Raw genomic sequence first — 26,018 nt, forward strand, 5'->3', positions numbered from 1 at the left:
TCGAACGGCGTCGGCCCTCCCGCCGTGCGGCGGGAGGGCGAATATTTATAAATCAGGAGGAATCATGAAGAGGCGACTCGCACGAATTTTGAAAACGCTTTCCGTGGCGCTTGCCGTGTGTTTCCTGTTTTCGTTGATCGGCTGTACCTATCAGAGCGGCGCAAGCAAGAGCACGCTGGTGCTCGCCTGGGATTTCGGCGTGGAAAAGCCCGTCTGGGAACATATCGCGGAGGAATACTGCAAACAGCGCGAAAACGTGGAGATCAAACTTGATCAGAAAGAGGGCAGCACTTACAACACCTGGCTGTCCAACCAACTCACGGTAGGAACGCCCACTGCGGATATTGTCATCAACAACGGCGCGGCGTCCTTTTTCAATAAGGGCAAATTCGTCGATTTTTCGCAGTATCTGAACCGCCCCAATCCCTACGCGGAGAACGCGGTCTGGAAAACGCTGATGGAAAAGGTAGCGTACCCCGAATCGACGACGGAGGGGCAGATATACAGCCTGAACACCGAACAGGTCGTTACCGCATGGTTTTACAATCAGGAGATCTTCGAGGAACTGGGCGTGGAACAAGCCGTGGGCAAGAGCGTTTCCGAATGGAACTGGGACGATCTGATCGCCGCGTGCGAAATTTTGCAGCAGGGCGGCGTGATCCCTCTGGCGATCGGCGGCGATTACGCGAGTTTCTGGTCTTGGCAGTTCGGTTGGCTGTACCGCGTCTATACCGACCAGTATTTCCGCGACATGGAAGAGTTGGTCGTCGCGCAGCCCGGGGATTATCTGTACGACGAGGAGTTGCAGACTTCCTGGTTTTTCGATAAAGAGGACAAATTTAACGATACCGAAGACGGCTACATCGTCAATAAAATACGCCTTGCGAAACTGGTGGAGGACGGTGAGATCGGCCCCGCGCATCCCAAATTTCAGGACATGATCAAAAATCTGTCCCGTTTGGTGCCCGCATTTGTGCCGCCCAACTTCACGTCGCTCAAGCCCGACGACGCGGTCAAATACTTTTTGCGCGGCGAGGCGGCGATCTATATCGATCTGATGAGTTTCTACGCGGGCATCGAACGTACGTTCGAAGATACGGGCGTGGAAAAGTTCGAGGTGGGCGTATTCCAGTATCCGCCGATGGTGTCGCATACGCAGGGAGTTGACGTAGGCGTGGATTATACCCGCGATACGGGCGGCGCCAGCGGTAACTACGGCGTTATTTACAAAAACAAAAAACAATCGGATCTGGCGATGGATTTTCTCATGTTCTTGATCTCGCCGCGCGGGCAGACGCTCTACCTCGAAACCATGGCGCGCGAAAATATCGCGCCGCAGGGCATTTCCCTCGTCAAGGACGTCACCATGCCCGAACAGTGGGTGGGAAAGTACGACATCGAATTTTCGGGCAGTGCGGACAGCAACCCGCTCGCCGCGTTTTCCCGCGGCTTTATGGACGAACCCGAAGGCGTGCGCGAATACGTGGAACTTTCTCAGGCTTATTACGGTTCGGGCGGCGACCTTGTAAAATATTGCAATGATTTACAGGAGCGCGCCTGTAAAAACAGCATTCCTTACTGGCTTCGCAGTATGCAGTACCGTACGGACGCAACGCAAAATCCCGCGCTGGATCCCGCGAGGTAATGAAAATGAACAATTTTTGGAAAGCCGCATCGCGTAAAAGAAAGATGTTTTTTCTCTTTTCCGCACTGATCCTGGCGGCGGTTATCGCCTTACTGAGCGTACTGTTTTCCTCGCTCTTGATCCGTCCCGAAAAAATCCGCCTCAAAAGCGACGTGAGCGCCGTCTTTGCCGACGAACGTTACGAGTACTACGGCGAGACCGACGGAAAAATAGAGCGCGCAGACGAAAGCGGCGTGAAAACGTTCGCCGATCTGGGAAGTAAAATTTTACTCCTTGAAAAACTCGGCGAAAATCTCGCCGTCGCCACGGAAGACAGAAAGATCACTCTTTTTAATGAAAACGGCGGGATCGAGGCGCAGACGGCGATCAACTATAATCCCGTCGCATTCAGCGTATCTGCGGGCGATCTGTTCGTCGCGGGCAGTACGAAAGTCAACCGCAACAAGGTGTACCGTTTCGACGAAAATCTGAATCTTTTGGATCTCACGCCCGACACGGTGCACGAGCCGCAGGGCGCGAACGAGAGCGATCTCATCTACCGCGAGCGCATCAACGCGCTGTTTCTCGAAATCCCCGTCGTCACGGTCGGCTACGATCGGGAAAGCGATCTTCTGACCGTCCTTTCCTCGTACGGCGTCATCAACCAATACGACGGCAGGGGCGAACTGCACGCCGCGCTGGGACTGGATTATAACCCGATCGCGGGTAAATTTCTGGATGACGGCAGACTGCTCGTTTTAGACGATGCGGGCGGCATAGGCGCGTTCGACGGGCAACTTGAAAAAAGTTTTTATCTGGAAAATCTCAATTCCGCGAATCGGGCGATGGCTGTCGGTACGGATAAGATCATCGTCAGCGATCAGAACGGACGCTGTACCGAACTCGACATGCAGGGCAACGTCGTATTGCGGCAGACGCTCAAAGGCAAGATCGAAGGCGTGTATCTCGGCGCGGACGACGGGTTTTCCATCTGGACGCAGGGCTCGGCGACGGTCGACCGCTATGATTGGTCCGAGATGCGCTTTTATACTCTGTACGTCGTTCTCGCGTACGTCGGCATCGTATTGCTGCTCGCCGCGCTCGCGTGCACCGTCATTGCCGCGCTGGGGCTTTTCAGCGAACGCCGTTATCGGCGCGTCACGGTTTCTTTGAGATCGACGGGCAAACGACTGTATGCGGGCAAGATCGCCTATTGCCTGCTGTTGCCGACTTTGCTTTTGTGCGCGATATTCGCCTATTATCCCTCGTTCCGCGGGCTGGTACTCGCCTTTTACGAGGTGGATATCGGCGGCGTGAACACCTTTGTCGGCTGGCAGAATTTCATAGATCTGTTTTCCAAGACCTATTTCTGGTCGGGCATGGGGAATATGGTCATCTTTCTCGTCACGGATATCGTCAAGGGACTGATCCCCGCCTTTTTGTTCGCGCAGCTCATCATCGCCATGCGCTCGTCGCGCGCCCAGTACGTCACGCGCGTGCTTCTTTATCTCCCGGGCATCATACCGGGCGTCGCGGCGCTTTTAATGTGGCAGAACGGCATTTTCGGCAACGAGGGACTTTTAAACGGCATCATCACGGCGCTTGGCGGCCAATCGGTCAACTTTTTGGGGAAAGAGGGCGTGGCGCTCCCGTCGCTTATCTTTTTCGGATTCCCCTGGATCGGCAGTTATATCATTTTATACGGCGCGCTGATGGGCGTTCCGAAATCCTTTTACGAGGCGGCGAAACTGGACGGCTGTACCTGGTTCAAGCGTATGGTCATGATCGATCTTCCTCTCGTATCGCCCCAACTCAAATATATTTTCGTCATCACGTTCATCGGTTCGGTGCAGGATTTCCAGCGCATCTATCTGACCACGGAAGGCGCCGCGGGCACATACGTGCCCATGCTGGAAATGTACTATAACCTGACGAAATTCAATAACCTCGGTATGGCGGCCGCGATGGGGCTGATCTTATTTTTGGTGCTGATGGTGGCTACGCTCATCAATCTGAAATTAAAGACGGTGGACAGTTATGAGTGATAAAACGAACAAAAGATCTCTCAACCGCGGCAAGGGGATCGACGGGCCGATCTCGCAGGCCGCCGTATATACCATCATGGCGATCGTGGTGTTTCTCGTGCTTCTCCCCGTGCTTTTGACAATCATGCTTTCCCTGAAAAGCAATTACGATCTGTTGCAGGGCATCTGGTCGATCCCGACAAAGATCATGTGGAGCAACTGGAAATTCGGATTTACGGAAATTTTGCCGAATATGCTCAACAGTATCCTCATCGCGCTGGTTTCCACCTTTTTTACCGTGTTTATCGGCGCGATCTCCGCGTACGTGTTCGTGCGAATGGATTTTCTCGGCAAAAACGTGCTTTTCAAACTCGTCATTTTGCTGATGCTCATTCCCTCCATCATCACGCTCACGCCGCTGTATATCCTCTGCGCCGCGCTGCATATCGAAAACACCTGGTTCGCGATCTGGTTCCCCACGGTCGCGGGCGGGCAGGTATCCGCCATTTTCCTGTTTTCCACGTTTTTCCGCCAACAGCCCAAGGAACTCTTCGAGGCGGCGAAGATCGACGGCGCGGGCGAACTGAAAATGTTTGTTTCCATCTGTCTGCCGCTCGCCATACCAGTGCTCTGTATTCAGGCGGTCAACTCTTTCGCCTCCGCGTATAACGATTTTCTATGGCCTACGATCATCATACAGGAAACGTCCAAACAGCCCCTCATGCCCGTTTTGAAAAATCTGGCGCAGGTCGCCCAGAGCAGCGGCAAACAGGGGGTGTCCTACGCGATGTATCTTTTAAGCGGTATTCCGCTCGTGTTCACCACCCTGTTCGGGCTGAAATATTTCGTCAACGGCGATTTCGCCTCGGGGCTGAAACTATGAGAAAGGACGCCATGACGCTGTACCTTTCCCCGCGCTATATCGGCGAAGGGTTTATGAATTTTTTTATCAATTTGCATAAAGTTCTGCTCTTTACGCTGTTTTTAATGCTGTGCACGTTGCCGATCGTCACGTTCGGCGGCGCGCTGATCGCCTACAATGCGGCGCTGCGCGCGCTGGCGCAGGACGATAAATTCACCGTGAGCGAATTTTTTCGCGTCTTTCGCAAAAAGATCGTCTGCGGGATCCCGTATACGCTTGTATTCGCGGCGGTCGTGTTTCTCTTGTCGCTTCCAGTCTCGCAAAGCGCCGTGTATTACGTCTCGCAGTTTTGCGCCGTGCTCGCGTTTTGCCTGACGATGCACTATCCCGTCGCGGCGTATTCGCAATCGAACGTGCCGCGGCTGTTCGCAAATTCCGCGCTGTACGCGTTCGGGCACCTGTTGCAGACTCTCACGGAGGTCTGCGTCGCGCTGATCGTTTTGCTCGTTGCCGTTTATACGAGCGAATTTCTCGCGATCCTCATGTTTCCGATATTCTATTTTGTCGTCAACCGCATCGTGCTCGCCAACAATGCCCAGATCGAGCAAAGACAGGAAGAGCGGGAAAATGCGGAACTTGAAAATAAACTGAAAGGAGATCAAATATCATGAAAAAGAAATGTCTTGTCATACTGTTGGCCGCGCTGTTCGGCCTTGCGCTCGTCGGATGCGGAGGCGGCGGCTCGCACGTAGCCGTGCTCGAGGATTGGAAGATCACGACGGGCGGCAAAAAATACGAGGAAAGCGTGACGGGCGCGGGTAAAGAATACTATACCGACGGAAAGATCGAAGATACCGATGCGGGCGTCACTTTTTCGGGAACCGGCGGTTTCTGGCAGAAAGACGACGGCAGCGAGAGCGGCGCGGCGTGCGGCGGGGTATACACGAAAAAGTTTAACATAAAGGAAAACGGGTTCAAAGTCACTTTTATCATCGACGAGATCGGCCATAAGAACGATACGAACAGCGGCGGGGTGTGGGACAGTTGGTTCGCCTTCGCGTTCACCGACAAGGCGACTATGTTCAATACCGTGACCGACACGTCGGGCACGTTCGCGCAGGGCTTCGTCATGCTCTTAAAACCCTTCGCGCAGGTGAGCGCGGGCGCGGAAATGTCCATTCTAGTCAACGAAAAGGGCAACAATTTCGTGCAGAAGGGCGATAATCCGCAGGAAGAGAACGCCGTCGTCGGCAAAAAACATACGTTCGAGTTGAAAAAAGAATCGGACGAGTTGGGCGTATTTTACACTCTGTATTTCGACGGCCGTGCTTTAAGTCAGGGCGGAAATATCACCGAATCGCGTTTCAACGCGCTCTTTCCCAGCGGCGAGGCTTACTTCCAGTTTTATTTGCAGAACTGGAATTCCGGGCCTAAGGCGAGCGATACCGACGAGATGAAAAACTATCAAAAAAATCAGTTCACCGTCTGTTCGATCGAGAGCGGCGCGGAAAAGGTACAGTTCTGATGACGTCAAAAGAACGGGTAAGGCGCGCGATCTCGCATCGCGCGCCCGACCGCGTTCCCGTCGGATTCGAGGCGACGCCCGCGGTCGTGAACAGGCTTTTGCGCGAGAAAAATTGTCGGAACTTCGACGGGCTCGCCGCGTATTATCAGATCGATATTTGCGACTGTCATCCCGACTATATCGGCGGCCGCACCAAAGTGTGGAAAGAGGGGGATATCGCGCTGGCGCAGTCTATTTACGGCGGCGAGGTGCGGCTCAAAGATAACGGCGGCGAAACGCATTCCGTCATGCACCGCTATCCGTTTTCCGAGCAAACGACTGTAAAAGACATTTTATCTTTCGACTGGATCACGCCCGACGATTTCGATTACGAGAGCGTGAAGAGAAAGTGCGGCGCGCATGAGGACAAGGCGCTGATTTTCGGGCATGAAGGCCCCTTTCAGATCGCCACGTTTATGATGGAAATGTCGGATCTGTTTTCCAAGATGATGTTGGAACCCGAAACGGCAAAGGCGCTTTTTGACCGTTTCGTGCAGTTCGAGTTGGAATTTTACGAGCGCATTTTGATTGCGGGCGACGGGCAGATTGATATCATGCGCCCGCACGACGATTACGGCACACAGCAGAGCCTGCTTTTTTCTCCCGCGCTGTTCGAAGAATTTTTTTCGGAAAACACCAAAAAGTTGGCGGATCTCGCCCATCGCTACCACTGTTTTTATCAACAGCACAGTTGCGGTGCGGTGCGTGCGCTCATTCCCGCGTTGATCGGGTGCGGCGCGGACGTTTTGGAACCGCTGCAAAAGGTCGACGGGCTGGACCCCGAAAGTTTGCAGCAAGAATTCGGCGGAAAGATCGCCTTTCACGGCGGCATTGACACGCAGTCGCTTCTGCCCTTCGGCTCGCCGGAAGAGGTGCGCGCGGAGTGCCGCCGCTACGTTCGCGCGCTCGGCGCAAACGGGGGCTATATCCTCATGGCGAGCCAGGCGCTCGAACGCGACGTGCCTACCGAAAATATCGACGCGCTGTTTGATATGCGCAACCGCGAATGAGAAGTATAAGTAAATCAAAACGCCGTCCGTTTGACAAACGGGCGGCGTTCGGCTATAATTCTGCATAAAATGAAAATGATACGGGAGGCGCGGATGCAGACGGAAGAACTGAAAAAGCGGCGGAAAACGGCGACGCCGTCGCACAGTACAATCTGGCGGTGCGGCTCGGCGAAGGAACGGACGCCGAAAAAGATGCGGCAGCCGCGGCCTTCTGGCTGGAACAGGCGGCGCGGAAAGGGCACATTTCGGCGCAGTATAACCTCGCGCTCTGCTACGAAACGGGCGAAGGCGTGAAAAAGGACGCAAAAAAAGCCGCGTACTGGTACGAACAGGCGGCGCGGCAGGGCGATGCGGACGCGCAGTACAATCTCGCGCTCTCCTTCGAAAACGGCGAAGGCGTCAGAAAAGACGCAAAGAAAGCGGTGCAATGGTATAAAAAAGCGGCGGAGCGCGGGCTAAAAGAGGCGCAGTACAATCTGGCAATCTGCTACGAAACGGGCGAAGGCGTGAAAAAGGACGCAAAAAAATCCTTATTCTGGTACAAAAAGACCGCCGCGCAGGGCGACGGCGATCTGTGCTACAAGATAGGCCTGCGCTACGAGCGGGGAGATAACGTGCGGCGGGACATGAAACGCGCGGCAAAGTGGTACGAGCGCGCCGCGCAATTCGGCTGCCGCGAGGCGTTTTTCGCCATTGCGGAATGTTACGATACGGGCCGCGGCGTGGAAAAGAACAGCCGCGCCGCCTTTTCCTGGTATCTGTTTGCCGCAGAGCGCGGCGACGCGGACGCGCAGTTCATCGTGGGCGCCTGTTACAGCGCGGGCCGCGGCTGCGAAAAGGACGTGTTCGAAGGCGCCCGCTGGTACAAAAAGGCGGCGGAAAAGGGCAGTGCGGAAGCAATGCTCTCGCTCGGCTACTGTTACCACGGCGGCGACGGCGTGCCCAGAATCGCGGAAAAGGAAGCCTACTGGTATAAACGCGCGGCGGAGAGCGGAAACGCCGAGGCGCAGTATCTGTACGCGCTCTGTCTGGAAGCGGGCGAACTTGTGCCGCAGGATTTCGTACAGGCGATAAAGTGGTACGAAAAGGCGGCGGCGCAGGGCAACGGCGAGGCGAAAGAGGCGCTCGCAAAGCGGAAAATTTATAAGATATTAAAATAAGAAAGGAGCGCGAAGTCACCGCGCTCCTTTCTTATTTTAACGCAGATCTCGCGCGTTTAATATCCGCCTTGATTTCGTCGAAATTTGTGATAAAAAATATTTTTTCAAAAAATTCCCGCGAATGCTTGACATAAAAAGTTAATTATGGTAAACTCTCATCGAAAACAGAGAACAGGGACAGGGAGGACGAGCGAATTATGCCGTTGCCGATAGCTCCCGCGGGCGAAGAACTCACGGTGAAAAAAGTATTGCTGGACGATAAGAACAAGAGGCATTTCGAAAACCTGGGCATTACCATCGGATCGAAGATCACGGTGGTATCGCAGGTGGGCGGAAACGTGATATTAAAGGTGCGCGAAGGCAGACTCGCGCTCGACAGAACGCAGGCAATGAAAATTCTGGTATAAAGAATATATATAGAGGATAGAAAGAAATGCAAAAAAAACTCAACGAATTCTCGGTGGGAGAAAAGGGAGTCGTTCTGAAGATCGAGGGCGAAGGCAAGATACGCCGAAGATTATTCGATATGGGCGTGACCCCCGGCGCGGAAATTTATCTGCGCAAACTCGCGCCGCTCGGCGACCCTTTGGAGATCACCGTGCGCGGTTACGAACTCACTTTGCGAAAGGCAGAAGCCTCCTGCGTTTGTATGGAGGTGAAAAATGCTTAAATTTGCGCTCGCGGGCAACCCCAACTGCGGCAAAACGACGCTCTTCAACACCTTGACGGGTTCCACGGCGCACGTGGGCAACTGGCCCGGCGTCACGGTGGATAAGCGCGAAGGCGTATATAAAAAACTTTCCGAGCATATCAATATCGTAGATTTGCCGGGCATTTATTCCCTCTCTCCCTACACCCCCGAAGAAGTCGTGTCGAGAAACTTTATCCTGGAAGAAAAGCCCGACTGCGTCATCAACATCGTGGACGCGACCAACCTCGAACGCAATCTGTATCTGACGACGCAGATCATGGAGATCGACGTGCCCGTCGTGGTCGCGCTCAACATGATCGACGTCGTGAAAAAGAGCGGCGACAAACTGGACGCGAAAAAACTGGAAAGAGAGATCGGCGTGCCCGTCGTGGAAATTTCCGCGCTCAAAGAAGAGGGCGTGAAAGAACTCATGGAGCGCGCGCTCGAAGCGGCAAAACAGAAACGCGACGGCAAAACCGTGCTCGCGGGCACGCCGCTCGACCACGTGATCTCGGACGTGCGCATCGCGCTCAAAGGCAAAGGCGTGGATAATCCTCTGTTCCACGCGGTCAAACTCACCGAGGGCGACGAGTTGGAAGTCGCCTCCCACCCCGAAGAGATGCGCATGGTAGAGGAATTCAAGGCGCAGTTCAAGGACGACGTGTTCGAGGGCGATTTCGAAGCCATGGTGGCGGACGAGCGCTACAAATACATATCCACCCATTTTTCGGGCGCGCTCACCCGCGTTCCGAAAAAGGAAAATTTATCGAAATCGGACAAAGCGGATAAGGTGCTCACGCACCGCATCTGGGGCATTCCCATCTTTCTGGTCATTCTGTTCGCCGTCTTTCACTTGACGTTCGGCACCGATCTTTTGTATCTCAACGCCATTTTCGGATTCGCGAACGACGTAAATACGGGCAACGGAGTACTCGATGCCTTTGTGACGGTCTTTTACTCGTCGGAAGGGATCTCCACGCCGGGCGCCATCGTCTTTAATTTAATGGGCTTTATCACCGACCAGATCGGCGGCGGCATCGCGCTGGGAATGGAAAACGCAGGTGCGGCGGAATGGGCGCAGGGGCTGGTCAACGACGGTATCTGGGGCGGTCTTTCGGGCATATTGTCCTTTATTCCGCAGATCCTCGTGCTGTTTCTGTTCATCTCTATTCTGGAAGACAGCGGCTATATGGCGCGCGTGGCGTTCATTCTCGACAGAGCGTTCCGCAAATTCGGGCTTTCGGGCCGCGCGTTCATCCCCATGATCATGGGCTTTGGCTGTTCCGTTCCCGCGGCGATCAACACCAGAACGCTGGCGGACGAAAAGGAACGCATCATGACCAACCGCGTGATCCCCTTCTTCACGTGCGGCGCAAAGGCGCCCATCCTCGCGGCTGTGTGCGGCGCGCTCGCGGCGCATTACACCAATCTGGACGGCGGTCTTCTGACTTTCGCGCTCTACGTGTTCGGCATGGTAATGGCGGTCGTCACGGTCGCGTTCATGCGGCAGACTTCCATGCGCGGCGAAGTGCCGCCCTTCATCATGGAACTTCCCGCGTATCACGCGCCGCAGTTCCGCAATTTGATGCTACACCTTTGGGATAAACTGAAGCATTATATCAAAAAGGCGTTTACCATTATTCTGGCTTCGTCCATCGTCATCTGGTTTTTATCCAATTTTTCGTGGAGTTGGCAACTCGTCGGCATCGAAGACAGCATATTATATAATATAGGCACGTTCGTGCAGTGGATCTGCACCCCCATGGGCTTCGGCCTGCAACTCGGCAAATTCGGCTGGGTGTTCGTCGTCGCGGCGGTCACGGGGCTGATCGCGAAAGAAAACGTCATCACCACTTTCTACGTGCTCGTACCCGCCATCGGCGCGGTGCTTCCCGATTGGGACGACGGCGAAAGCGGCATCGGCGCGGTGATGGCTCTGATGGAGTCCACGGGCGTCACCTGGCAGGGGCTGATCGCTTTCTGTGTGTTCAATATGCTTACCATACCCTGTTTCGCGGCGGCGGCGGCAGTGCGCGGCGAAACGCCTAAGGGCAAATTCAAAAATACGGTCGCATTCTGGATGATTACGTCCTATCTCACGGCAACCATCGTCTATACGGTGCTATCCTGGTGGTGGACGGCATTTATCCTCGTTGCGCTCATTGCCCTCGTCGTGATCTTCTTCGTTTTTCGGAACAAAGGTATGATCCGTTGGGGCAAAAAATCCAAACAGCGCAACGAATAACGGAGTTTTTATGATACTCTCCCTTTCAGCCGCGGTCGGAACCATCGTTTCCGTCGCCGTCGGCGTATTGGCGGTCGGCATCGTCGTGTTCACGCTGATATACGGTTACGTGCGCAAAAAGCAGGGCAAGAGCGGCTGCGATTGCGGCTGCGACTGCTGTTCGTGCAAATCGGCGTGTCACTCGAACGAGAAAAAGCCGGACGACAAACCTAAACCCTGATTATCCATAACGTAATCTCTTATAACATAACCTCAGGAAAAGCCCCGACGGTGACCGTCGGGGCTTTTCTTTGTGTAAGGAAAAAAAAGCGCAAAGCATACTTTATTTTTAACAATTATGTTTTTTTATAAAGTATAATAAGTATATAAAGGAGGCAAATATGCGAAAAATCATACAACAAATGCTGAAAGGCGAGCAAGTCGCATTCTGTGAAAGCGTGCAAACGGAGTTGAAAGCGCTTGCGGCGGAAAAAGAAAAAGCCCTTGCGTCGCTGCAAGAACTGTTCGCCGAGAGCGAAAAAAAGAAATTCGACGAGATCGTCGAGGGATGGGACAAGGCGAGCGCCGTCGCCTTCGAAGATTATTACGGCGCAGGTTTTGTCTTCGGTGTTCTTGCGGGGCTTGAAACGTCGGGCGTGTTCGATAAAAAATATTCCGTGCTCTATCGGGTATTGAGCGGCAGACTGACGCGTGAGAGCGTGGGCGTCAGTTCGGACCGCGAGCGGGTTGCGCAAAATATCCGCGAAAACGAAAAGATGATCGAACGTTTCCGCGGCGAAAAAGAGGAGCGTTAACGACTTTTACGAATTTATCGGCGATATCGCCGCGCTGAAAGAAGACGAATATTTGATAAACGGAATCCGCAAAGGTCTTTTGGTCGGCGTCTGCTGCGCCGACTTTTTAACGGAAAAAGCGAGCCCCGTATAACGGGGCTCGCCGAATCGTGTCTATTAAAAAAATTTCGTGAATAAAAATCTAACTTTTGCAAGCAAAACCGCGTTTTTGCGCAGCGAAACTCAATTTGCGCGTCAAGCGCTCGGGGAAAAGAGTGAATTCGAAAATTGTGACAATAGGAGAGCCGTAACAAATTTTCGAAGAGAGAAAAACGCCGCAGAGCGTACAAAGTTGCGCGAACGGCGGTTGTCTTTCAAAACTAACGGAAATTTGTTCGTCCCTTTCGAACAAATTTCGTGAACTAAGTTGCCGAAATTTCCACGCAGCGGCCCGTGTCCGCGTCCTGGTACATCATCCAGTAGCCCTTGCCGCGCAGATCGAACAGCGAAAGGGGAAGATACGAGCAAAAACCCTTCAAAGCGGCGGGCGGCTCGCTCTTATTCGCCGCGGGTACGCCGTAGCAGATATAGCGCGGCTTGCCCTTTTCGAACATCAAACCCACCGTGTAATACTTTTGCGGCGCGAATTCGATCTTCACCCAGCGCGAATCTTCCACCGCGCGCTGCAAATTGTCTTCGGAAGGGTACTTTTCGAACAGTTCGTCGAGTTCACCCTTTACCGAATCGTAATAACGGGCGCTTCCGTTTTCGTTTCCCGGACTTTCGACTTTGAATAGGCGCACAGCATCTTCATCCGCATCAGCGTCCGCTCCGCAAGCCGTTTCTTCTGCGCGTTCTTCGCCCGTATCGACTGCATCGGCAACTGCATCAACAGCGCTAAGGCCTGGTTGTTCTTCATGTGATTTCTCCTTTATCGTCAAATTTTCCACGTTCGCGTCGGGATATTCGTAATAATTCTCCGTCGCCACGATCTCATCGTCGTAGGGAGCGTTCTCGGGCGGCGTCTCCTCCCGTTCCTCTTTGGCGGCAGGCGCCGCCTTGCCCCGCTCCTTTTCCTCAACGGCGGCGCACAGTTTTTTTACGTCGTACACGTCCTCGCCGCTCTTGCCGAACGCCGCTGGCGCCGCGCGGAACGCAACGTGGCAGATAAGACAGCAGAATCCGTCCTCCAAAGAAAGCGTACTTTCCCGTTTGAGAGTGCCGCCCGTTGCGGAAAGTTCGAAAAATTCCAGCCCGCCGCGCGTGTCGGAAATCGCCGCCACGTACCGCCCCTCGGAAAGGGGCGCGAAGTTGATGAGCGAAAAACACGCCGTCAGCCGCGTCCCGTATTTTTCCGCGGTCAAAAGCCCCGAAACTTTTTTTCCGTCGGAGGCGAATCCCGTAGAAAGTTGTTTCAGGACGCACATTTTTTTACAGTAATTACTCATAAATCCATTCCGTACAAGGGCGCGAATCCCCGCCCGTATTTCTTATTATGATAGTAATATATTCTTTCCCCGCATAAAACATACTTTTTTGTCGCGAAACGCCGAAAAGCGTCTAAAAGCCTGCGCAACGGGTTTTTTGTAACCTCATCAATTCGTTTTACTTTTTATAAAATTTGGTATATAATAATAGAGATTAAATACGTTAAATTCTTTGAAAAAAGGAGATATAACAATGGGAATGACCAACAACAAGAAGGTTTTGCAGTTTATCGACGAGAGCGCGGCGCTTTGTCAGCCCGACAAGATCGTCTGGATAGACGGCAGCAAAGAGCAGATCGAAAATTTGCGCGCGGAGGCTTGCTCCACGGGCGAAATGATCAGGCTCAACGAGGATCTTCTCCCCGAATGCTTTCTCCACAGAACCGCCGTCAACGACGTTGCGCGCGTAGAGGACAGAACGTTTATCTGCTGCAAAAACAAGGAAGACGCCGGCCCCATCAACAACTGGATGGATCCTGCGGCCGCCTATAAAATGGCGGGCGAGATCTTCAAAGGCGCCATGAAGGGCAGAACCATGTACGTTATACCCTATTCCATGGGCATCGTGGGCAGCGAATTCGCCAAATGCGGCATCGAACTCACGGACAGCATCTACGTCGTACTGAACATGACCATCATGACCAGAGTGGGCAAAAACGTTCTGGAAGCCATGGGCGAGAACGGCGATTTCGTCAAAGGCCTGCACGCGAGAGCGGATATCGACGAAAGCAAACGCTACATTCTGCATTTCCCCGAGGATAACACCATCTGGTCGGTCAATTCCGGCTACGGCGGCAACGTGCTTTTGGGCAAAAAGTGCTTTGCGCTGCGCATCGCGTCCTATTTGGGCAAGAACGAGGGCTGGATGGCGGAACATATGCTTATTTTAGGGTTCGAAAAACCCGACGGCGAAGTGAAATACATCGCGGCGGCGTTCCCTTCCGCCTGCGGCAAGACCAACCTCGCCATGCTCATTCCCCCCGAAAGTTATCGCAAGAAAGGCTATAAGATCTGGTGCGTGGGCGACGATATCGCGTGGATCCGCGTGGGCGCGGACGGCAGACTGTGGGCGATGAACCCCGAAAACGGTTTCTTCGGCGTGGCGCCCGGCACCAACGCGAAGTCCAATCCCAACGCTCTGGAATCCACCAAAAAGGGCACGATCTTCACCAACGTCGTGCACAACCTCGAAAACAATACCGTGTGGTGGGAAGGGCTGGATAAAAATCCTCCCAAGGACGCCATCGACTGGAAGGGCAATCCCTGGACGGAGAAAGAGCAGGCGGAAGGCGTCAAGGGCGCGCATCCCAACTCCCGTTTCACCGCTCCCGCGCGCAACTGCCCCTGCATCAGCAAGGAATTCGATAATCCCAAGGGCGTGCCCCTGTCCGCCATCGTGTTCGGCGGCAGACGCGCCAAGACCGCTCCGCTGGTGTATCAGTCCAAGGATTGGAACAACGGCGTGTTCGTAGGCTCCATCATGGCGTCGGAAACGACCGCCGCGGCTACGGGCGCGGTCGGCGTCGTGCGCCGCGACCCTATGGCGATGCGTCCGTTCGCGGGCTATCACATGGGTGACTACTTCAAACATTGGATCGAGATGGGCAAAAAGGTCAAAAACCAGCCTAAGATCTTTAACGTCAACTGGTTCCGCCTCGACGACGACGGCAAATTCCTGTGGCCCGGATTCGGTGAGAATATGCGCGTGCTCGAATGGATCATCAAGCGCTGCGAGGGCGAAGTGGACGCGGTGGAAACGCCCATCGGCTACGTGCCCAAGGCCGAGGACATCAACCTCGATGGCACCGACGTGACCAAAGAAACGCTCGAAGAGATCCTCACGGTCGACAAAGAGACCTGGGCGAAGGAAGCGGAAGGCATCGAAGAGTTCTACAAGCAGTTCGGCGACCGCCTGCCTGCGGAACTTTCCAAGGAGCTTTCCGATCTGAAAGCGAGATTGAAATAATTTATAATACAGCCGCGCGGCGATCGCCGCGCGGCTCTTTTTATAAAAACGCTCGACAAACGGGGCGGGGTAGGATATAATAGAGAAAATACGAAAAAAACCGTTGGTATCAGGAGAGAGATATGATTGAAAAGAAAGGGCTGTTTTACGAATTCGAATATTATCTGCTGCCCGACGACGTTTCGAGCGTTGCCGAACTGGAAGAAAAATACGGTCACCGCGCGTTCGAAACGGTGCGTTACGAGCAGAAAACGTGCATGGCGCCCTACGTCACGGGCGAGAGCGAAAGGATAGAAACCATCTCGGTGAGCGATTATTCGCTCGCCTTCGACGCGACGCTCTTCGTGCTTCCGCAAAAGGAATACGATGCGAAACTGCGCGAAAATATCGCCAAAACGTGCCCGTCCTGCCATTATTATACGGACGACGGCGACGAGGATATTTCCACGCATTACGACGAGATCTCCTACGACAACGTATGCTACCGCCATTCCATCGACGGGGAGTTTCCCTATTTCGCCCGCGCGGCGTTTTTTTGGGAAAAGTTCGCGGCGGCGCGCGGGAAACTTGAAAAACTGCTCGATAAGGGAAAGGTCAAGGCGGCGAAAAAACTGTTCGAAACGATCAAGGCGGGCGCGGTCATCAGCGATTCGTTTCTATTTAAAAAGGGGGACGTGTACACGGTGTGCTTTGTGGGCGCGCGCGAGGACGTGTACAGCGTGATGGTGGACGCGGTGCTGCAATGCAGAACCGACGACATCCCCGATACGTGGGAATTCTATCCCTATCTCAAAAAGGGCGTCTTTACATACAATAAAAAAGAAACGGGGTTCGACATGAAAAAAACGCCGCCTCTCTTTTCCGTCAAGGAAGAGGACGGCTGGTTCCGCCTGCATTTCGCCGCGCCCGAACGGTATTCGAAAAAGCGCGCCTGGATGTATAAGGAAGCGGCGTACCTGTACCTGTGCGAGCAGATGGGCGAGGATCTGATGCTGTTCTTTACCAACGAGCGCGGCGACGCGGAAAAGGGCGAGCCGCTCATCAGTGCGGAAGCGGTCTGCCGTATGTTCGAAAGCCGCGTGACGGATGAAATCAAAGAACAGTACCCCGAATCGCTCTATCGCCCGATCGCGCGCATGGACGGGCAGAACGCGCCGGGGAAGGATCTTCCTTTCCGCGGCGATACGCAGTATTTCACGACCGCGGCGCCCTCGATCTCCATACCCTCGCTGAGCGGCGAACAGTCGCTTTTGCACGAGGAATACGGCTTTACGTTCGGCTATCTGTACGTCGGCGGGCTGGACTTCGACAACGATACGGAAAACGCGGAAAAAGTCATGGCTACGCTCGCGCATTATATGTCGGGAGGCAAAAAGAAAAACTCCGTTTCGGCGGCTTCTACGGGCGCGACCTATTACACGTCCGGGTTCAGTCTGGAATTTTTGATGCTGGACGGGCACAGCCTGTACGAAAAATTCCGTCTGCTCGCGCCCGTTCTCAAAAAGTTCGGGGCAAGACTCGTGGTGCTCAAAGGCGGGCGGCCGCTCGTCTACGATTGCGAGAACGGGCCCAGGATCGCGAGCGAAACGCTCTCGTGACGGAAAAAATATTTATAATTTTTTTAAAAAAAAAGAGGTTTTCCCGATCAAAACCGCTTGACAGTATTTTGTATATAGGCTAAAATTTATGGGTAGCAAACGGCGAACGGGATTCGCACCGCAGTTTTTTGAGCCGGAACCGCGGGGCGCTTTCAAAGCGCCGGAACCTTTCGGGTATGTAAAGATTTATAACGCAAAATATACACAAATTAAGGAGAACAACATAATGAAAACCTACATGGCCAATGCCCAAACGGTAGAGAGAAAATGGTATGTTGTGGACGCGGCGGGCGTGCCTTTGGGCCGTCTTGCTTCCAAAGTCGCGGCAATTCTTCGCGGCAAAAACAAACCTACTTTTACTCCCCACGTGGATTGCGGCGATTTCGTCATCGTCATCAACAGCGACAAGGCTGTTCTCACAGGTAAAAAACTGGACGACAAATTTTACAGATATCATACGGGCTACATCGGCGGCTTGAAAGAGATCCCTTACCGCAAAATGATGGCGGAAAAGAGCGATTTAGCCGTGTACGAAGCGGTCAAGGGTATGCTTCCCAAAAACTCTCTGGGCAGAAAAATGCTCAAAAAACTGCGGGTGTACAAAAATGCGGAACACAACCACGAAGCGCAGAAACCCGAAGAACTTAAATTATTTTAGTGAGGTAAAGGTAGCATGGCAAAAGCGAATTTAAAAAAGAAATTGCAGTTCTGGGGAACGGGCAGAAGAAAAAAAGCTATCGCACGCGTCCGCCTCATTCCCGCAGGCAGCGGTAATATCGTCATCAACGACAGAAGTTTGGAAGATTATTTCCCGCAGGGCACCTTGCAGTATATCGTCAAGCAGCCCATCGTTCTGACCTCCACCGAGAGCGCGTACGACATCGTCGTCAACGTGTGCGGCGGCGGCTTTACGGGACAGGCGGGCGCCATCCGCCACGGCATTTCCCGCGCGCTCATCCAGGCGCAGCCCGAACTTCGCCCCGCGCTGAAAAAAGAGGGCTTCCTTACCAGAGACCCCCGCGCAAAAGAAAGAAAGAAGTACGGCTTGAAAAAGGCGAGAAGAGCGCCTCAGTTCTCCAAGAGATAACAGCCGAAATTCATATCGCAGTATCCGAATACCGATTGTTTGCGCAATCGGTATTCTTTATCTCGGCGGCTTGCGGCTGTCGATGCGCCGCGAGATCATATCGTGGCGTTCCAGCACGCTGAGCATCTTGTTCATGCGTTCCTCGCCGGTAAAAATGCCCGCGCGTTCGGCGGGCGCTGGTGCGGGCGGGGCGGGCGCGCTTTCCTCTTCTTTTTTCGCCGTTTCGCCTTTTTCTTCCGCAAGATTGCCCAACGCGGATAAAATATTGAAGATTCCGAATTTTTCCACCTTTTTTTGCTCCTCCGTGAAATTTTTCACGCAAATTTAATATTTTTTAATTGATTAAAACACCGTTTTGGTATATAATAGAAAAGTATATTGTTCGGATAAACGAAAATACTCATCATCAAAGGAGTCAGACTTTTATGCGTAAAAGCGTCAAAAAGTTCGCGATCGTATTTCTCGCCCTCGTCATGGTTCTCGCCGTGTTCGCGGGTTGCGGCGGCGACTTTTCTTCTAAACCGCTCGACGGCTATTCCTCTTCGGGAGAAGTCACGTCCAACGGCGGATTTGTCGTCCAGAAGGGCGAATGGATCTACTTTATCAACGGCAGCGAAGAATACACCGCCGATAATACTTTCAATAAGGTGCAGAAGGGCTCTTTGATGCGCATCAAGGAAAGCGACCTCGCCGCAGGTAATTACGACAAGACCGACGTGGTCGTGCCGCTTTTGATGGTTTCGCAGGATTACACCTCGGGCCTGTATATTTACGGCGACTACGTGTATTACGCCACGCCTACGTCCACCAAGAATAAGGACGGCAAGGTGGAAAATTCCTATCTCGATTTCAAACGCTCCAAACTCGACGGCTCCTCGACCATGCGCGACTACTATTTCCGTATCAGCGACAACACCACCGTATACCGCTATGTGGAAGTGGAAGGCACCGTCTACTGTCTGTACGTGGATTCGGGCGAAAAGGAAATTCATTCCTATAACACCGCCACGAACGAAAATACCGTACTGGCGGCTGGTTACGAATCCTACGTATTCGATGCGAGCGACGTGACCAATCCCAACGTGTATTACACCATGCCCGTCGAAAAGAAAGTCGGCTACAAAAAGGGAAGCACCAATCAGGAAAAGTACAAGCAGGTCTACACCGTCAACGCGGCGACGACGAAAAGCCCTTACGAGATCGACCTTGCGGCGGATTACACCGATAAGGACAGCGGCGAAGTGATGGAGTACGTCAATCTCGGCACGCTCGTGTTCGACGGCATCGGCAAACTCGATACGCCCACCGTGTTCAACGTCGATGGGAATGACGGCGCGTCCGACAAGGGCTATACCTATTCGCTTATAAAGTATGAAAACGGGGGCTTGTATTATACCAGAACGGACGCGACCGCGTCGGGAAGTTCCGTCGGCGACGGCGGCGCCCTGTATTACATCGCGGACGGCGACGTCAAGGCTGCCGACTGGAATGCCGTAAAAGGCAACGACAGCGACAAAAACGTGCAACTTGCCGCCAACACGACGACCGCGGGCGCGAGTTCCATGTTCTATATCGAAGAGGGCGCTCATTATTATATGTATGTCAAAGACAATGCAATCGTGCGTGTCAAAGTGGGCGATTCTTCCAACGCTTTTGCCGAGGAGACCGTCTACGTCGCCTATAACGCGACGGGCGCGACGCTCTTGTACCGCGACGGCAACTACGTGTATTATTCCACGTCGGGCACGAACGGCAACGCGCTCAACCGCGTGATATACAACGGCGATCCCGAAGACTACAACGCCATGCTTGCAGGCGAAGACGTCATCAAACCCGCAAAGTATCTCGACGTCGATTACAATTCTTCCTGGTATAAGCCCGAGATCGTGAGCGGTTTCGTGTTCTTCGCCAACGCGTCTACCTACGGCTACAACTATGTGTACGTGTTCAAGAACCCCGAAACCAACGCGGCTCTGGAAGAGATCAACGATAAACTCGAAAAGGTGAACGACGTATTCGAGGATATCGCCGTCAAATTCAGCGATATCTCCAACGCGGCGAAATACTATTATTATACGGGCGACAACGCGACTATCTACACTGAAGACTATAAAGACGAGTACAAGGAAGACGCGCTCGTCATATACGAACAATTCGTAAAGTGCGAGAAAGGCGTGTACGCGACCGACGAACTCAAGGACGGCGACAAAGCGTTCAACGTGGAAACGTACTTCTATAACCGTATCGGCGTTATGAAAGAGGACGACGTGGACGCGCGTGACGAAGCGCTCAAATCCGCGCTGCTCGTCAAGGAAGCGGACGAAGACGAGAGCACGGGCTGGAAAACGTGGCAGTACGTTGCGCTTTGGGTGCCCGTCGGAGTAGTCGTATTGGCGGCGGCGATCGTAGTGCCCATCGTGATCGTGCGCAAAAAGAGAAGATAAAAAACCGAAAAAGACGGCGAAAGCCGTCTTTTTTCATGCAAAAAAAATTTCCGCGAATAAATTTCAGAAAAACCGAAAAAATATTAAAAAAACAGTTTACAAATTCATTTTTTATTGCTAAAATACAGCGTAGTTAATCCGCGGCGGAATTTACTGTAACGAACCGCAGAAAAATACATACAATGTAACTGTAACCGAATTCACTTTCAGCAAGGGGGTTAAAACAAATGGTAAAATATATTAAATGTCCGAGATGCGAACTCAACTATATCGACTCGGAAAAACAGGAATACTGCGACGTCTGCCTCGCGGAATTGCAGGGCAGTAAATTGAAATTCGCCGACCTCGACGAGGACGACGATCTCGAAAAGACGGAACTCTGCCCCGTCTGCGGCGTGAATTATATGCGCTTGAGCGATAAGATGTGCGACGAATGCAGGAAAAATAGCGAGTATGAGGAAGACGAGATCTTAGAGCCCGACGAGGACGATGAGTGGCGCAATTACCTCGACGACGATGCGGAGGATCTCGTGCTCGAAGAAGAGCCTTTGGGTCTGCCGGTCGAACTTGCCGCCGAATTCGAGGACGATTTCGACGACGAGGAGATAGAAACGGAACCCGAAGAGATCGCCGACGATTTCGACGATCTGGATTTTTCCGACGACGATCTGGACGATTTCGACGACGATGACGATGAGTCCGACGAAGAGGACGATTTTTAAATAAATAAAACACCGCCGTGCGAGAAGCACGGCGGTGTTTTTTCTTTAATGGTGCGGTTTGATCCGTACGCTGCCGCAGAGGATCTCCGAATAGGAATAGGCTGTCTTGCCTCTGTAATTTTTATCGTGGGGCGCCACGGTGAACAGCGCGGGATACACGCCCGAGAGCCTGCCCGTAAATTGTACGATCTTATTGCGCCCGAGGTTGACGCGCACGTCCACGTCCGTATCGTAAAAGGAGCGGATGTTGTCTTTAATCGCTTGTAAGTTCTGTGTCGGCTTAATCATGACCGAATTATTTCCCTTTGCCGCGCTTTTTATGCGCATCGGACAAAAGCCGACAAAATTTTTCTTTTGCGCGGCGCATAACCCGTGTTTTTGCCTCATAGAATAGCAATGACATAAAATTGAGGAGTGAAGAAAATGGCTATTTCGGCACGTTACGAACAATACGATATCAATTCCGCGGGGAAAAGGCTGACGACGCAGTCGATCGTGGAATGCAGATTAAACGACTGGTCGGAAAACAAGATCCTCGCCGTCAACGCCTCTGTCGCCCTCACGGGCGCGGAAGTCGTGTCGGGCGAGATCCGCTACGGCGGCAAAATATATTTTTCCGTACTCGCGGCAACGCCGGAGGGCGCGATCGCGGGCGCGGAGCGCGCGGCGGAGTTTTCCCATAAGTGCGTAGCGGAAGAGGCCGCCCCCGCCCTCAGTGCGGAAGTGCGGCTCAAAGTGGAAAAGGTGGAAGTGCGCCTGGACGGAAAGGCGGTCATTCTCTCCGCGATCGTGTCCGCTTCGGCGCAGTTGGTCTTATCCACGCGCATCAACTGCCTGTCGGGCGGCGACGGCATCGTCGTCAAGACGGCGGATACGCCCGTGCGCCGCATCGCCGTGTTTTCCGAAAACGCCGAAGTGGAGGAGGAATTCGAAACCGATTACGTGGGCGACATACTCTCCCATTCGGAGAGCGCCTACGTGACGCGCGCCGTGTGCGGGAACGGTACGATCGACGTGGCGGGCGAGATCGAACTGGGCATTCTGGCAAAGCGCGCGGGGGAAAAGGAACTCGTTTCCTACGAGCGGCTCATTCCGTTCCGAACGGAGATCTCCTGCGACGAGGCGGAATCGCACGACGGCTGCGACGCCTCCGTATGCGTGCGCTCGGTCAATATTTCCGCCAACTGCGACGAGGACAAAAACAAATGCGCCATCGTCGCCGAGATCGCGTTGGAGATCGGCGGCAAAGTATATCTTACCCAGCAACTTCCGCTGTGCGAGGACGCGTTCAGCCCTTCCTGCGAATGCGCCGTCGAACGCGCGAGCATGAGTTACGACGAACAGACCGCGGCGTTTCTCGCCACCGAACGGGTGTCGGGCACTGCGGCGCTCATGGGCAAGATCGATTTCACCTGTAATATGCAGGCGGTGACCGCGCAGAATCTGGAAATCACGGGCGTGACCGCGGAAGACGGGCAGATCACCGCCGAGGGCGTTTTGTCCGCCACGGTGCTCTTTACCGACGGCGAGGGGCTGCCTGCAAGCGTACAGATCAGCCTTCCCTTCGCATTCCCCGTCTCCTGCGACAAGGCGAAACGCGGCGACCGCGTGCGCATCGACGGCATCGTGTGCGGCGTGTACGCGCGGCAGAAAAAGGAAGGGGAACTGGAAGCCGAGGGCACTCTGAAAATGTTTGTGCGCGTCTATTCGCCCCGTTCTTACTCTTACGTGTGCGGCATCGAGGGCGGCGCGGACATTCCCGAGAACGAATGCGCCATCAGCGTGTACATTCCCGAAAGCGGCGACGGGCTTTGGGAAGTATCAAAAAAACTGAAAAAACCGCCTGAAGAGGTGAGCCGCTGCAACGCGGAACTTGAATACCCGCTCTGCGGCGACGAGCGCATCGTCATCTACCGCCGCAAATCTTCGTAAAAGTGAATATCGTGCCGCCCCGCGTAAAAAGTTGCGCGGGGCGGCTTTTTTATGGAATTTTTGCGAAATTTCACCATACGTTGTTTACAGCGTGTGTAAAAAATGCTATAATGAGATGAAAAAACGGAGGCGCCTCCCATCGTGTTTGCGAAAAAAGTGAAAAGTTACGCGAAAGTCAACCTGTCGCTCAACGTCACGGGCGCGGCGGGCGGCTATCACCTCATAGACAGCGTGCTGGCGAGTATCGATATTTACGATACGGTGTGCGTCAAGCCGCGCGGCGACAGACTCGTCAACGTGTATATGCACGGGCTGGGCAGCGAAAATATCCTGCCCGAACGCAACAACGCGGTCAGGGCGGGCGAAGCGTTCGTTTCCGCTTTTTCCACAAAGGGCGCGGATATCGAGATATACAAGGATATTCCCATGGGCGCGGGGCTCGGGGGCTCTTCTGCGGACGCCGCTGGCGTTTTAAACGCCATGGCGGCGCTGTATAAGGTGACCGACCGGGCGGCGCTCAAAGGCCTTGCGGACGCGCTGGGCAGCGATACGGGCTATATGCTCGGCGGCGGCTTTGCGCGCGTTGCGGGACGGGGCGAGCGCGTCTTTCCCATTCCCGCCAAAGAGCGCTATCATCTGCTGCTCCTGCTGCCGAAAAGCGGCGTGGACACCGCCGCGTGTTATAAAAAATACGACGAGGCGCCCGACGAAAAGCGAAACGACGCCGAAACGTGCGCGAGCGGGCTGGTGAGCGGCGATTTTCAGATGCTGTGCCGCGGCGTGTACAACGCTCTGGGCGCGCCCGCCGCAAAACTCAACGGCGACGTGCAGACGGCGCTTGACGAACTTGCAAAATTTTCGCCCGCCGCATACGCGGTCACGGGATCGGGCAGCGCGGCGTTCGCCCTGTTCGAGAGCGAAGAGTTGTGCCGTTGGGCGAAAAAAGAATACCGCGGCAAATTCCGCGCGCGCGTCGCGCATACGGTGACGCCCCGCGCAAAGCGGACGCCGCAGAACCCCTTTTCCCTTTCGGAAGAGGAAAAGAAACTTCTCGAATAAAAAGGAGGGTATCATGGAAGAAAGAAACATGCAGTTGGACGACGACGGCAAGATCAAAATGCGTAAAAACCGCGAAGATTTTCTCGATCATCCCGAAAAAGAGGACGACGAAGAGATCGTCATCGACGTTCCCGATTTTGCGGGGTTCCGCGAGGAAGACGACAACGTGGGGCTTTCAGGCGACGAACTTTCCGCAAAAAATCAATTGTACGAACAGTACGTGGCGGAAAAAAAGGCGCAGGCAGAAAAGATTTTCGAGCAGGCGGAGGCGTTGTTCGCGGCGGGCGAGTTGGAAAGCGCGGGCGAAAAATACCTTGACAGCGTGGCGGTGCACGGCGGCAACTGGAAAGCCTGGTTCGGCGTGGTGCGCGTGCAGACCAAGGATATGACGGATTTTTCGGGCATATACGACTGCCAGAACGCCTACAACCGCGCCTTGAAACGTGCGGGCAAAGCGGGCAAGGAAGAACTTGCGGCTACCTATGACGCGCGCCTAAAGCAAAAGATAGCGGAAAACGCCGAGGAAGCGGAAACGCTCGAAGAGGCGGACGCGGCATACCGCGCATCCAAACGCGACGGCCTATCGGCGGCGCTGGAAGCGAGCAAAAAGCCCTTCTACCTTTCCCTCGTCTGTTTCGCTGTCGCGCTCGTCGCGGGCATCGTTCTGACCTGCCTCATCAATACCGTTTCGGGCGTGCAAATACTTATTCCCGCCATGATACTGGACGCGGCGGCGGCTGTCGCGCTCGTCGTGTCGCTCGTGTTCTTCCGCAATTTCCATTTCGCGCGGCTCGCTTATAAAAAGAACGAGAGCAGCCTCTCCACCGAAGAGGGGCGTGCGGCGGCGGAACTCCGTTCGGAAAACGAACTCATCCAATCCATTATCGACGATTTTCACGCATAATCGAAAGGCGGGACCGAAAGGCCCGCCTTTTTTTCGTCCGCTGATTATTTTATGTAAAAAATGATAATAATTCACAAAACCGAAAAGATCGAAATTTTCACTTTTACTGTTTTGACAAATCGCCGATAATTTGATATTATTTTATCGATAAAAAAATATCGATAATCTGCAAGGGGAAGGAAAGGGGCAATGGAAGTCAAAAAGGATAATATAGGCATATCCAAAGCGACCATCGCGCGGCTGCCCGCGTATCTTCGTTATCTCAAAGAAAAGCAGGCGAAAGGGGAAAAGAAGGCGTCTTCCACGGCGATCGCCGAGGAAATGCATTTGAACGCGGTGCAGGTGCGAAAGGATCTGGCGCTCGTATCGTCGGTCGCGGGAAAGCCCAAACTGGGTTTCGAGATCACCGATCTTATCGAGGACATCAACCGATTTTTGGGATACGACAACACGACGGACGCGGTCATCGTGGGCGTCGGCGGGCTGGGCAAAGCGCTCTTGGGTTACGGCGGATTCCGCAATTACGGGCTGAATATCGTCGCCGCGTTCGACACCGCGCCGAAACTCATCGGAAAGAAAATCAGTTCGGTCACCGTGCAGAGCGCGGACAAAATACAGGAATTCGTGCGGCGGCAGAACGTAAAAATCGGCATCATCTGCGTGCCCAAAGAATTTGCGCAGTCAGTTGCCGACGAATTGGTGGAGGGCGGCGTGCGCGCGATCTGGAACTTTGCGCCCGCGCACCTGCAACTTTCCGAAAAAATAGCCGTTAAAAACGAGGATATGGCGGGCTCGCTCGCGATCTTGTCCAAACGCCTCGAACAAATTTTATACAACGAAAAATAAAATCAGGAAAGGAGGGTTTT

At 53.7% G+C, this 26,018-nt stretch carries 25 protein-coding genes and 1 pseudogene; 23 read left to right on the plus strand and 3 right to left on the minus strand.

From position 1 onward, the window contains the following. Window positions 1-64 precede the first annotated feature (64 nt). The 13 genes and pseudogenes from ESZ91_RS04730 (at window position 65) to ESZ91_RS04785 (ending at window position 11,974) form a co-directional block, all read left to right on the plus strand. Complete coding sequence (locus ESZ91_RS04730; protein ID WP_129224620.1) at window positions 65-1,645, plus strand: ABC transporter substrate-binding protein; 1,581 nt, start codon at window positions 65-67, stop codon at window positions 1,643-1,645. 5 nt (window positions 1,646-1,650) lie between these two features. Continuing rightward, window positions 1,651-3,669 carry a carbohydrate ABC transporter permease gene (locus tag ESZ91_RS04735; protein WP_161971054.1) on the plus strand — a complete coding sequence of 673 codons (2,019 nt, stop codon included), beginning with the start codon at window positions 1,651-1,653 and terminating at the stop codon, window positions 3,667-3,669. Then, a complete protein-coding gene (locus ESZ91_RS04740; RefSeq protein WP_129224624.1) occupies window positions 3,662-4,531 on the plus strand; it encodes a carbohydrate ABC transporter permease in 870 nt (289 codons plus the stop codon). The genes ESZ91_RS04735 and ESZ91_RS04740 overlap by 8 nt, the downstream gene beginning before the upstream one ends. Continuing rightward, window positions 4,528-5,181, plus strand: coding sequence for a DUF624 domain-containing protein (locus tag ESZ91_RS04745; protein ID WP_129224626.1), 654 nt, complete (start codon window positions 4,528-4,530; stop codon window positions 5,179-5,181). The genes ESZ91_RS04740 and ESZ91_RS04745 overlap by 4 nt, the downstream gene beginning before the upstream one ends. Next, window positions 5,178-6,035 (plus strand): hypothetical protein, encoded by an 858-nt coding sequence (locus ESZ91_RS04750; protein WP_129224628.1) that lies wholly within the window; start codon window positions 5,178-5,180, stop codon window positions 6,033-6,035. Before ESZ91_RS04745 ends, ESZ91_RS04750 begins: the two co-directional genes overlap by 4 nt. Then, complete coding sequence (locus ESZ91_RS04755) at window positions 6,035-7,084, plus strand: uroporphyrinogen decarboxylase family protein (RefSeq protein WP_129224629.1); 1,050 nt, start codon at window positions 6,035-6,037, stop codon at window positions 7,082-7,084. Before ESZ91_RS04750 ends, ESZ91_RS04755 begins: the two co-directional genes overlap by 1 nt. Before the next feature lie 146 nt (window positions 7,085-7,230). Then, window positions 7,231-7,527: pseudogene (locus ESZ91_RS11895) on the plus strand (tetratricopeptide repeat protein); the annotation flags it as partial. Beyond that, window positions 7,507-8,244 (plus strand): tetratricopeptide repeat protein, encoded by a 738-nt coding sequence (locus ESZ91_RS11900; RefSeq protein WP_407923386.1) that lies wholly within the window; start codon window positions 7,507-7,509, stop codon window positions 8,242-8,244. The pseudogene ESZ91_RS11895 and the gene ESZ91_RS11900, both read left to right, overlap by 21 nt. 197 nt (window positions 8,245-8,441) lie before the next feature. After that, the gene (locus tag ESZ91_RS04765; protein ID WP_129224633.1) at window positions 8,442-8,651 is read left to right on the plus strand and encodes a FeoA family protein; all 210 of its coding nucleotides are present in this window, start codon (window positions 8,442-8,444) and stop codon (window positions 8,649-8,651) included. Between the two features lie 26 nt (window positions 8,652-8,677). Further along, window positions 8,678-8,914, plus strand: a complete 237-nt coding sequence (locus ESZ91_RS04770; RefSeq protein ID WP_129224635.1) for a FeoA family protein — start codon at window positions 8,678-8,680, stop codon at window positions 8,912-8,914. Then, window positions 8,907-11,180: a ferrous iron transport protein B gene (feoB, locus tag ESZ91_RS04775; protein ID WP_129224637.1), complete on the plus strand. Its 2,274-nt coding sequence runs from the start codon at window positions 8,907-8,909 to the stop codon at window positions 11,178-11,180. Before ESZ91_RS04770 ends, feoB begins: the two co-directional genes overlap by 8 nt. 10 nt (window positions 11,181-11,190) lie before the next feature. After that, window positions 11,191-11,400, plus strand: coding sequence for a hypothetical protein (locus ESZ91_RS04780; protein ID WP_129224639.1), 210 nt, complete (start codon window positions 11,191-11,193; stop codon window positions 11,398-11,400). Between the two features lie 160 nt (window positions 11,401-11,560). Then, window positions 11,561-11,974, plus strand: a complete 414-nt coding sequence (locus tag ESZ91_RS04785; protein ID WP_129224641.1) for a hypothetical protein — start codon at window positions 11,561-11,563, stop codon at window positions 11,972-11,974. Between the two features lie 401 nt (window positions 11,975-12,375). Here ESZ91_RS04785 and ESZ91_RS04790 read toward each other — a convergent pair whose 3' ends face one another. Next, window positions 12,376-13,401: a hypothetical protein gene (locus tag ESZ91_RS04790; protein ID WP_129224643.1), complete on the minus strand. Its 1,026-nt coding sequence runs from the start codon at window positions 13,399-13,401 to the stop codon at window positions 12,376-12,378. 238 nt (window positions 13,402-13,639) lie between these two features. Between ESZ91_RS04790 and ESZ91_RS04795 the strand changes: the two genes are divergently transcribed. From ESZ91_RS04795 to rpsI, 4 genes are all read left to right on the plus strand, one after another. Next, on the plus strand, window positions 13,640-15,406 hold the full coding sequence (locus ESZ91_RS04795) for a phosphoenolpyruvate carboxykinase (GTP) (protein WP_129226254.1): 1,767 nt from the start codon (window positions 13,640-13,642) through the stop codon (window positions 15,404-15,406). A 122-nt stretch (window positions 15,407-15,528) separates the two neighbouring features. Next, complete coding sequence (locus ESZ91_RS04800) at window positions 15,529-17,004, plus strand: hypothetical protein (RefSeq protein ID WP_129224645.1); 1,476 nt, start codon at window positions 15,529-15,531, stop codon at window positions 17,002-17,004. Between the two features lie 226 nt (window positions 17,005-17,230). Next, entirely contained in the window at window positions 17,231-17,662 is a 432-nt protein-coding gene (gene rplM / locus ESZ91_RS04805; protein WP_129224647.1) for a 50S ribosomal protein L13, read from the plus strand. Window positions 17,663-17,677: 15 nt separating this feature from the next. Beyond that, window positions 17,678-18,091 carry a 30S ribosomal protein S9 gene (rpsI, locus tag ESZ91_RS04810; protein WP_129224649.1) on the plus strand — a complete coding sequence of 138 codons (414 nt, stop codon included), beginning with the start codon at window positions 17,678-17,680 and terminating at the stop codon, window positions 18,089-18,091. Between the two features lie 57 nt (window positions 18,092-18,148). On the opposite strand, the gene ESZ91_RS04815 is transcribed toward rpsI, so the two are convergent. After that, window positions 18,149-18,379: a hypothetical protein gene (locus ESZ91_RS04815; RefSeq protein WP_129224651.1), complete on the minus strand. Its 231-nt coding sequence runs from the start codon at window positions 18,377-18,379 to the stop codon at window positions 18,149-18,151. 137 nt (window positions 18,380-18,516) lie between these two features. Here ESZ91_RS04815 and ESZ91_RS04820 point away from each other — a divergent pair, with 137 nt between their 5' ends. Together ESZ91_RS04820 and ESZ91_RS04825 are read left to right on the plus strand one after the other, a co-directional pair. Beyond that, the gene (locus tag ESZ91_RS04820; RefSeq protein ID WP_129224653.1) at window positions 18,517-20,535 is read left to right on the plus strand and encodes a hypothetical protein; all 2,019 of its coding nucleotides are present in this window, start codon (window positions 18,517-18,519) and stop codon (window positions 20,533-20,535) included. A 227-nt stretch (window positions 20,536-20,762) separates the two neighbouring features. Next, window positions 20,763-21,257: a hypothetical protein gene (locus ESZ91_RS04825; RefSeq protein ID WP_129224655.1), complete on the plus strand. Its 495-nt coding sequence runs from the start codon at window positions 20,763-20,765 to the stop codon at window positions 21,255-21,257. A 45-nt stretch (window positions 21,258-21,302) separates the two neighbouring features. On the opposite strand, the gene ESZ91_RS04830 is transcribed toward ESZ91_RS04825, so the two are convergent. Next, window positions 21,303-21,545, minus strand: coding sequence for a Veg family protein (locus tag ESZ91_RS04830; RefSeq protein WP_161971055.1), 243 nt, complete (start codon window positions 21,543-21,545; stop codon window positions 21,303-21,305). Between the two features lie 135 nt (window positions 21,546-21,680). Here ESZ91_RS04830 and ESZ91_RS04835 point away from each other — a divergent pair, with 135 nt between their 5' ends. The 4 genes from ESZ91_RS04835 (at window position 21,681) to ESZ91_RS04850 (ending at window position 25,998) form a co-directional block, all read left to right on the plus strand. Further along, window positions 21,681-23,189: a DUF3794 domain-containing protein gene (locus ESZ91_RS04835; protein ID WP_129224659.1), complete on the plus strand. Its 1,509-nt coding sequence runs from the start codon at window positions 21,681-21,683 to the stop codon at window positions 23,187-23,189. 141 nt (window positions 23,190-23,330) lie between these two features. Further along, window positions 23,331-24,248 (plus strand): 4-(cytidine 5'-diphospho)-2-C-methyl-D-erythritol kinase, encoded by a 918-nt coding sequence (gene ispE / locus ESZ91_RS04840; protein WP_161971056.1) that lies wholly within the window; start codon window positions 23,331-23,333, stop codon window positions 24,246-24,248. A 13-nt stretch (window positions 24,249-24,261) separates the two neighbouring features. Then, entirely contained in the window at window positions 24,262-25,152 is an 891-nt protein-coding gene (locus ESZ91_RS04845) for a hypothetical protein (protein ID WP_129224663.1), read from the plus strand. A gap of 189 nt (window positions 25,153-25,341) precedes the next feature. After that, a complete protein-coding gene (locus tag ESZ91_RS04850; RefSeq protein WP_129224665.1) occupies window positions 25,342-25,998 on the plus strand; it encodes a redox-sensing transcriptional repressor Rex in 657 nt (218 codons plus the stop codon). Window positions 25,999-26,018 lie beyond the last annotated feature (20 nt).

The sequence above is a fragment of the Candidatus Borkfalkia ceftriaxoniphila genome (assembly GCF_004134775.1).
GTDB classification, from domain to species: domain Bacteria; phylum Bacillota; class Clostridia; order Christensenellales; family Borkfalkiaceae; genus Borkfalkia; species Borkfalkia ceftriaxoniphila.

What these genes read in the sequence shown, in the direction of transcription:
- ESZ91_RS04730 (WP_129224620.1), top strand. Translation starts at nt 65, where the DNA reads ATGAAGAGGCGACTCGCACGAATTTTGAAAACGCTTTCCGTGGCGCTT.
- ESZ91_RS04735 (WP_161971054.1), top strand. Translation starts at nt 1,651, where the DNA reads ATGAACAATTTTTGGAAAGCCGCATCGCGTAAAAGAAAGATGTTTTTT.
- ESZ91_RS04740 (WP_129224624.1), top strand. Translation starts at nt 3,662, where the DNA reads ATGAGTGATAAAACGAACAAAAGATCTCTCAACCGCGGCAAGGGGATC.
- ESZ91_RS04745 (WP_129224626.1), top strand. Translation starts at nt 4,528, where the DNA reads ATGAGAAAGGACGCCATGACGCTGTACCTTTCCCCGCGCTATATCGGC.
- ESZ91_RS04750 (WP_129224628.1), top strand. Translation starts at nt 5,178, where the DNA reads ATGAAAAAGAAATGTCTTGTCATACTGTTGGCCGCGCTGTTCGGCCTT.
- ESZ91_RS04755 (WP_129224629.1), top strand. Translation starts at nt 6,035, where the DNA reads ATGACGTCAAAAGAACGGGTAAGGCGCGCGATCTCGCATCGCGCGCCC.
- ESZ91_RS04765 (WP_129224633.1), top strand. Translation starts at nt 8,442, where the DNA reads ATGCCGTTGCCGATAGCTCCCGCGGGCGAAGAACTCACGGTGAAAAAA.
- ESZ91_RS04770 (WP_129224635.1), top strand. Translation starts at nt 8,678, where the DNA reads ATGCAAAAAAAACTCAACGAATTCTCGGTGGGAGAAAAGGGAGTCGTT.
- feoB (WP_129224637.1), top strand. Translation starts at nt 8,907, where the DNA reads ATGCTTAAATTTGCGCTCGCGGGCAACCCCAACTGCGGCAAAACGACG.
- ESZ91_RS04780 (WP_129224639.1), top strand. Translation starts at nt 11,191, where the DNA reads ATGATACTCTCCCTTTCAGCCGCGGTCGGAACCATCGTTTCCGTCGCC.
- ESZ91_RS04785 (WP_129224641.1), top strand. Translation starts at nt 11,561, where the DNA reads ATGCGAAAAATCATACAACAAATGCTGAAAGGCGAGCAAGTCGCATTC.
- ESZ91_RS04790 (WP_129224643.1), bottom strand. Translation starts at nt 13,401, where the DNA reads ATGAGTAATTACTGTAAAAAAATGTGCGTCCTGAAACAACTTTCTACG.
- ESZ91_RS04795 (WP_129226254.1), top strand. Translation starts at nt 13,640, where the DNA reads ATGACCAACAACAAGAAGGTTTTGCAGTTTATCGACGAGAGCGCGGCG.
- ESZ91_RS04800 (WP_129224645.1), top strand. Translation starts at nt 15,529, where the DNA reads ATGATTGAAAAGAAAGGGCTGTTTTACGAATTCGAATATTATCTGCTG.
- rplM (WP_129224647.1), top strand. Translation starts at nt 17,231, where the DNA reads ATGAAAACCTACATGGCCAATGCCCAAACGGTAGAGAGAAAATGGTAT.
- rpsI (WP_129224649.1), top strand. Translation starts at nt 17,678, where the DNA reads ATGGCAAAAGCGAATTTAAAAAAGAAATTGCAGTTCTGGGGAACGGGC.
- ESZ91_RS04820 (WP_129224653.1), top strand. Translation starts at nt 18,517, where the DNA reads ATGCGTAAAAGCGTCAAAAAGTTCGCGATCGTATTTCTCGCCCTCGTC.
- ESZ91_RS04825 (WP_129224655.1), top strand. Translation starts at nt 20,763, where the DNA reads ATGGTAAAATATATTAAATGTCCGAGATGCGAACTCAACTATATCGAC.
- ESZ91_RS04830 (WP_161971055.1), bottom strand. Translation starts at nt 21,545, where the DNA reads ATGATTAAGCCGACACAGAACTTACAAGCGATTAAAGACAACATCCGC.
- ESZ91_RS04835 (WP_129224659.1), top strand. Translation starts at nt 21,681, where the DNA reads ATGGCTATTTCGGCACGTTACGAACAATACGATATCAATTCCGCGGGG.
- ESZ91_RS04845 (WP_129224663.1), top strand. Translation starts at nt 24,262, where the DNA reads ATGGAAGAAAGAAACATGCAGTTGGACGACGACGGCAAGATCAAAATG.
- ESZ91_RS04850 (WP_129224665.1), top strand. Translation starts at nt 25,342, where the DNA reads ATGGAAGTCAAAAAGGATAATATAGGCATATCCAAAGCGACCATCGCG.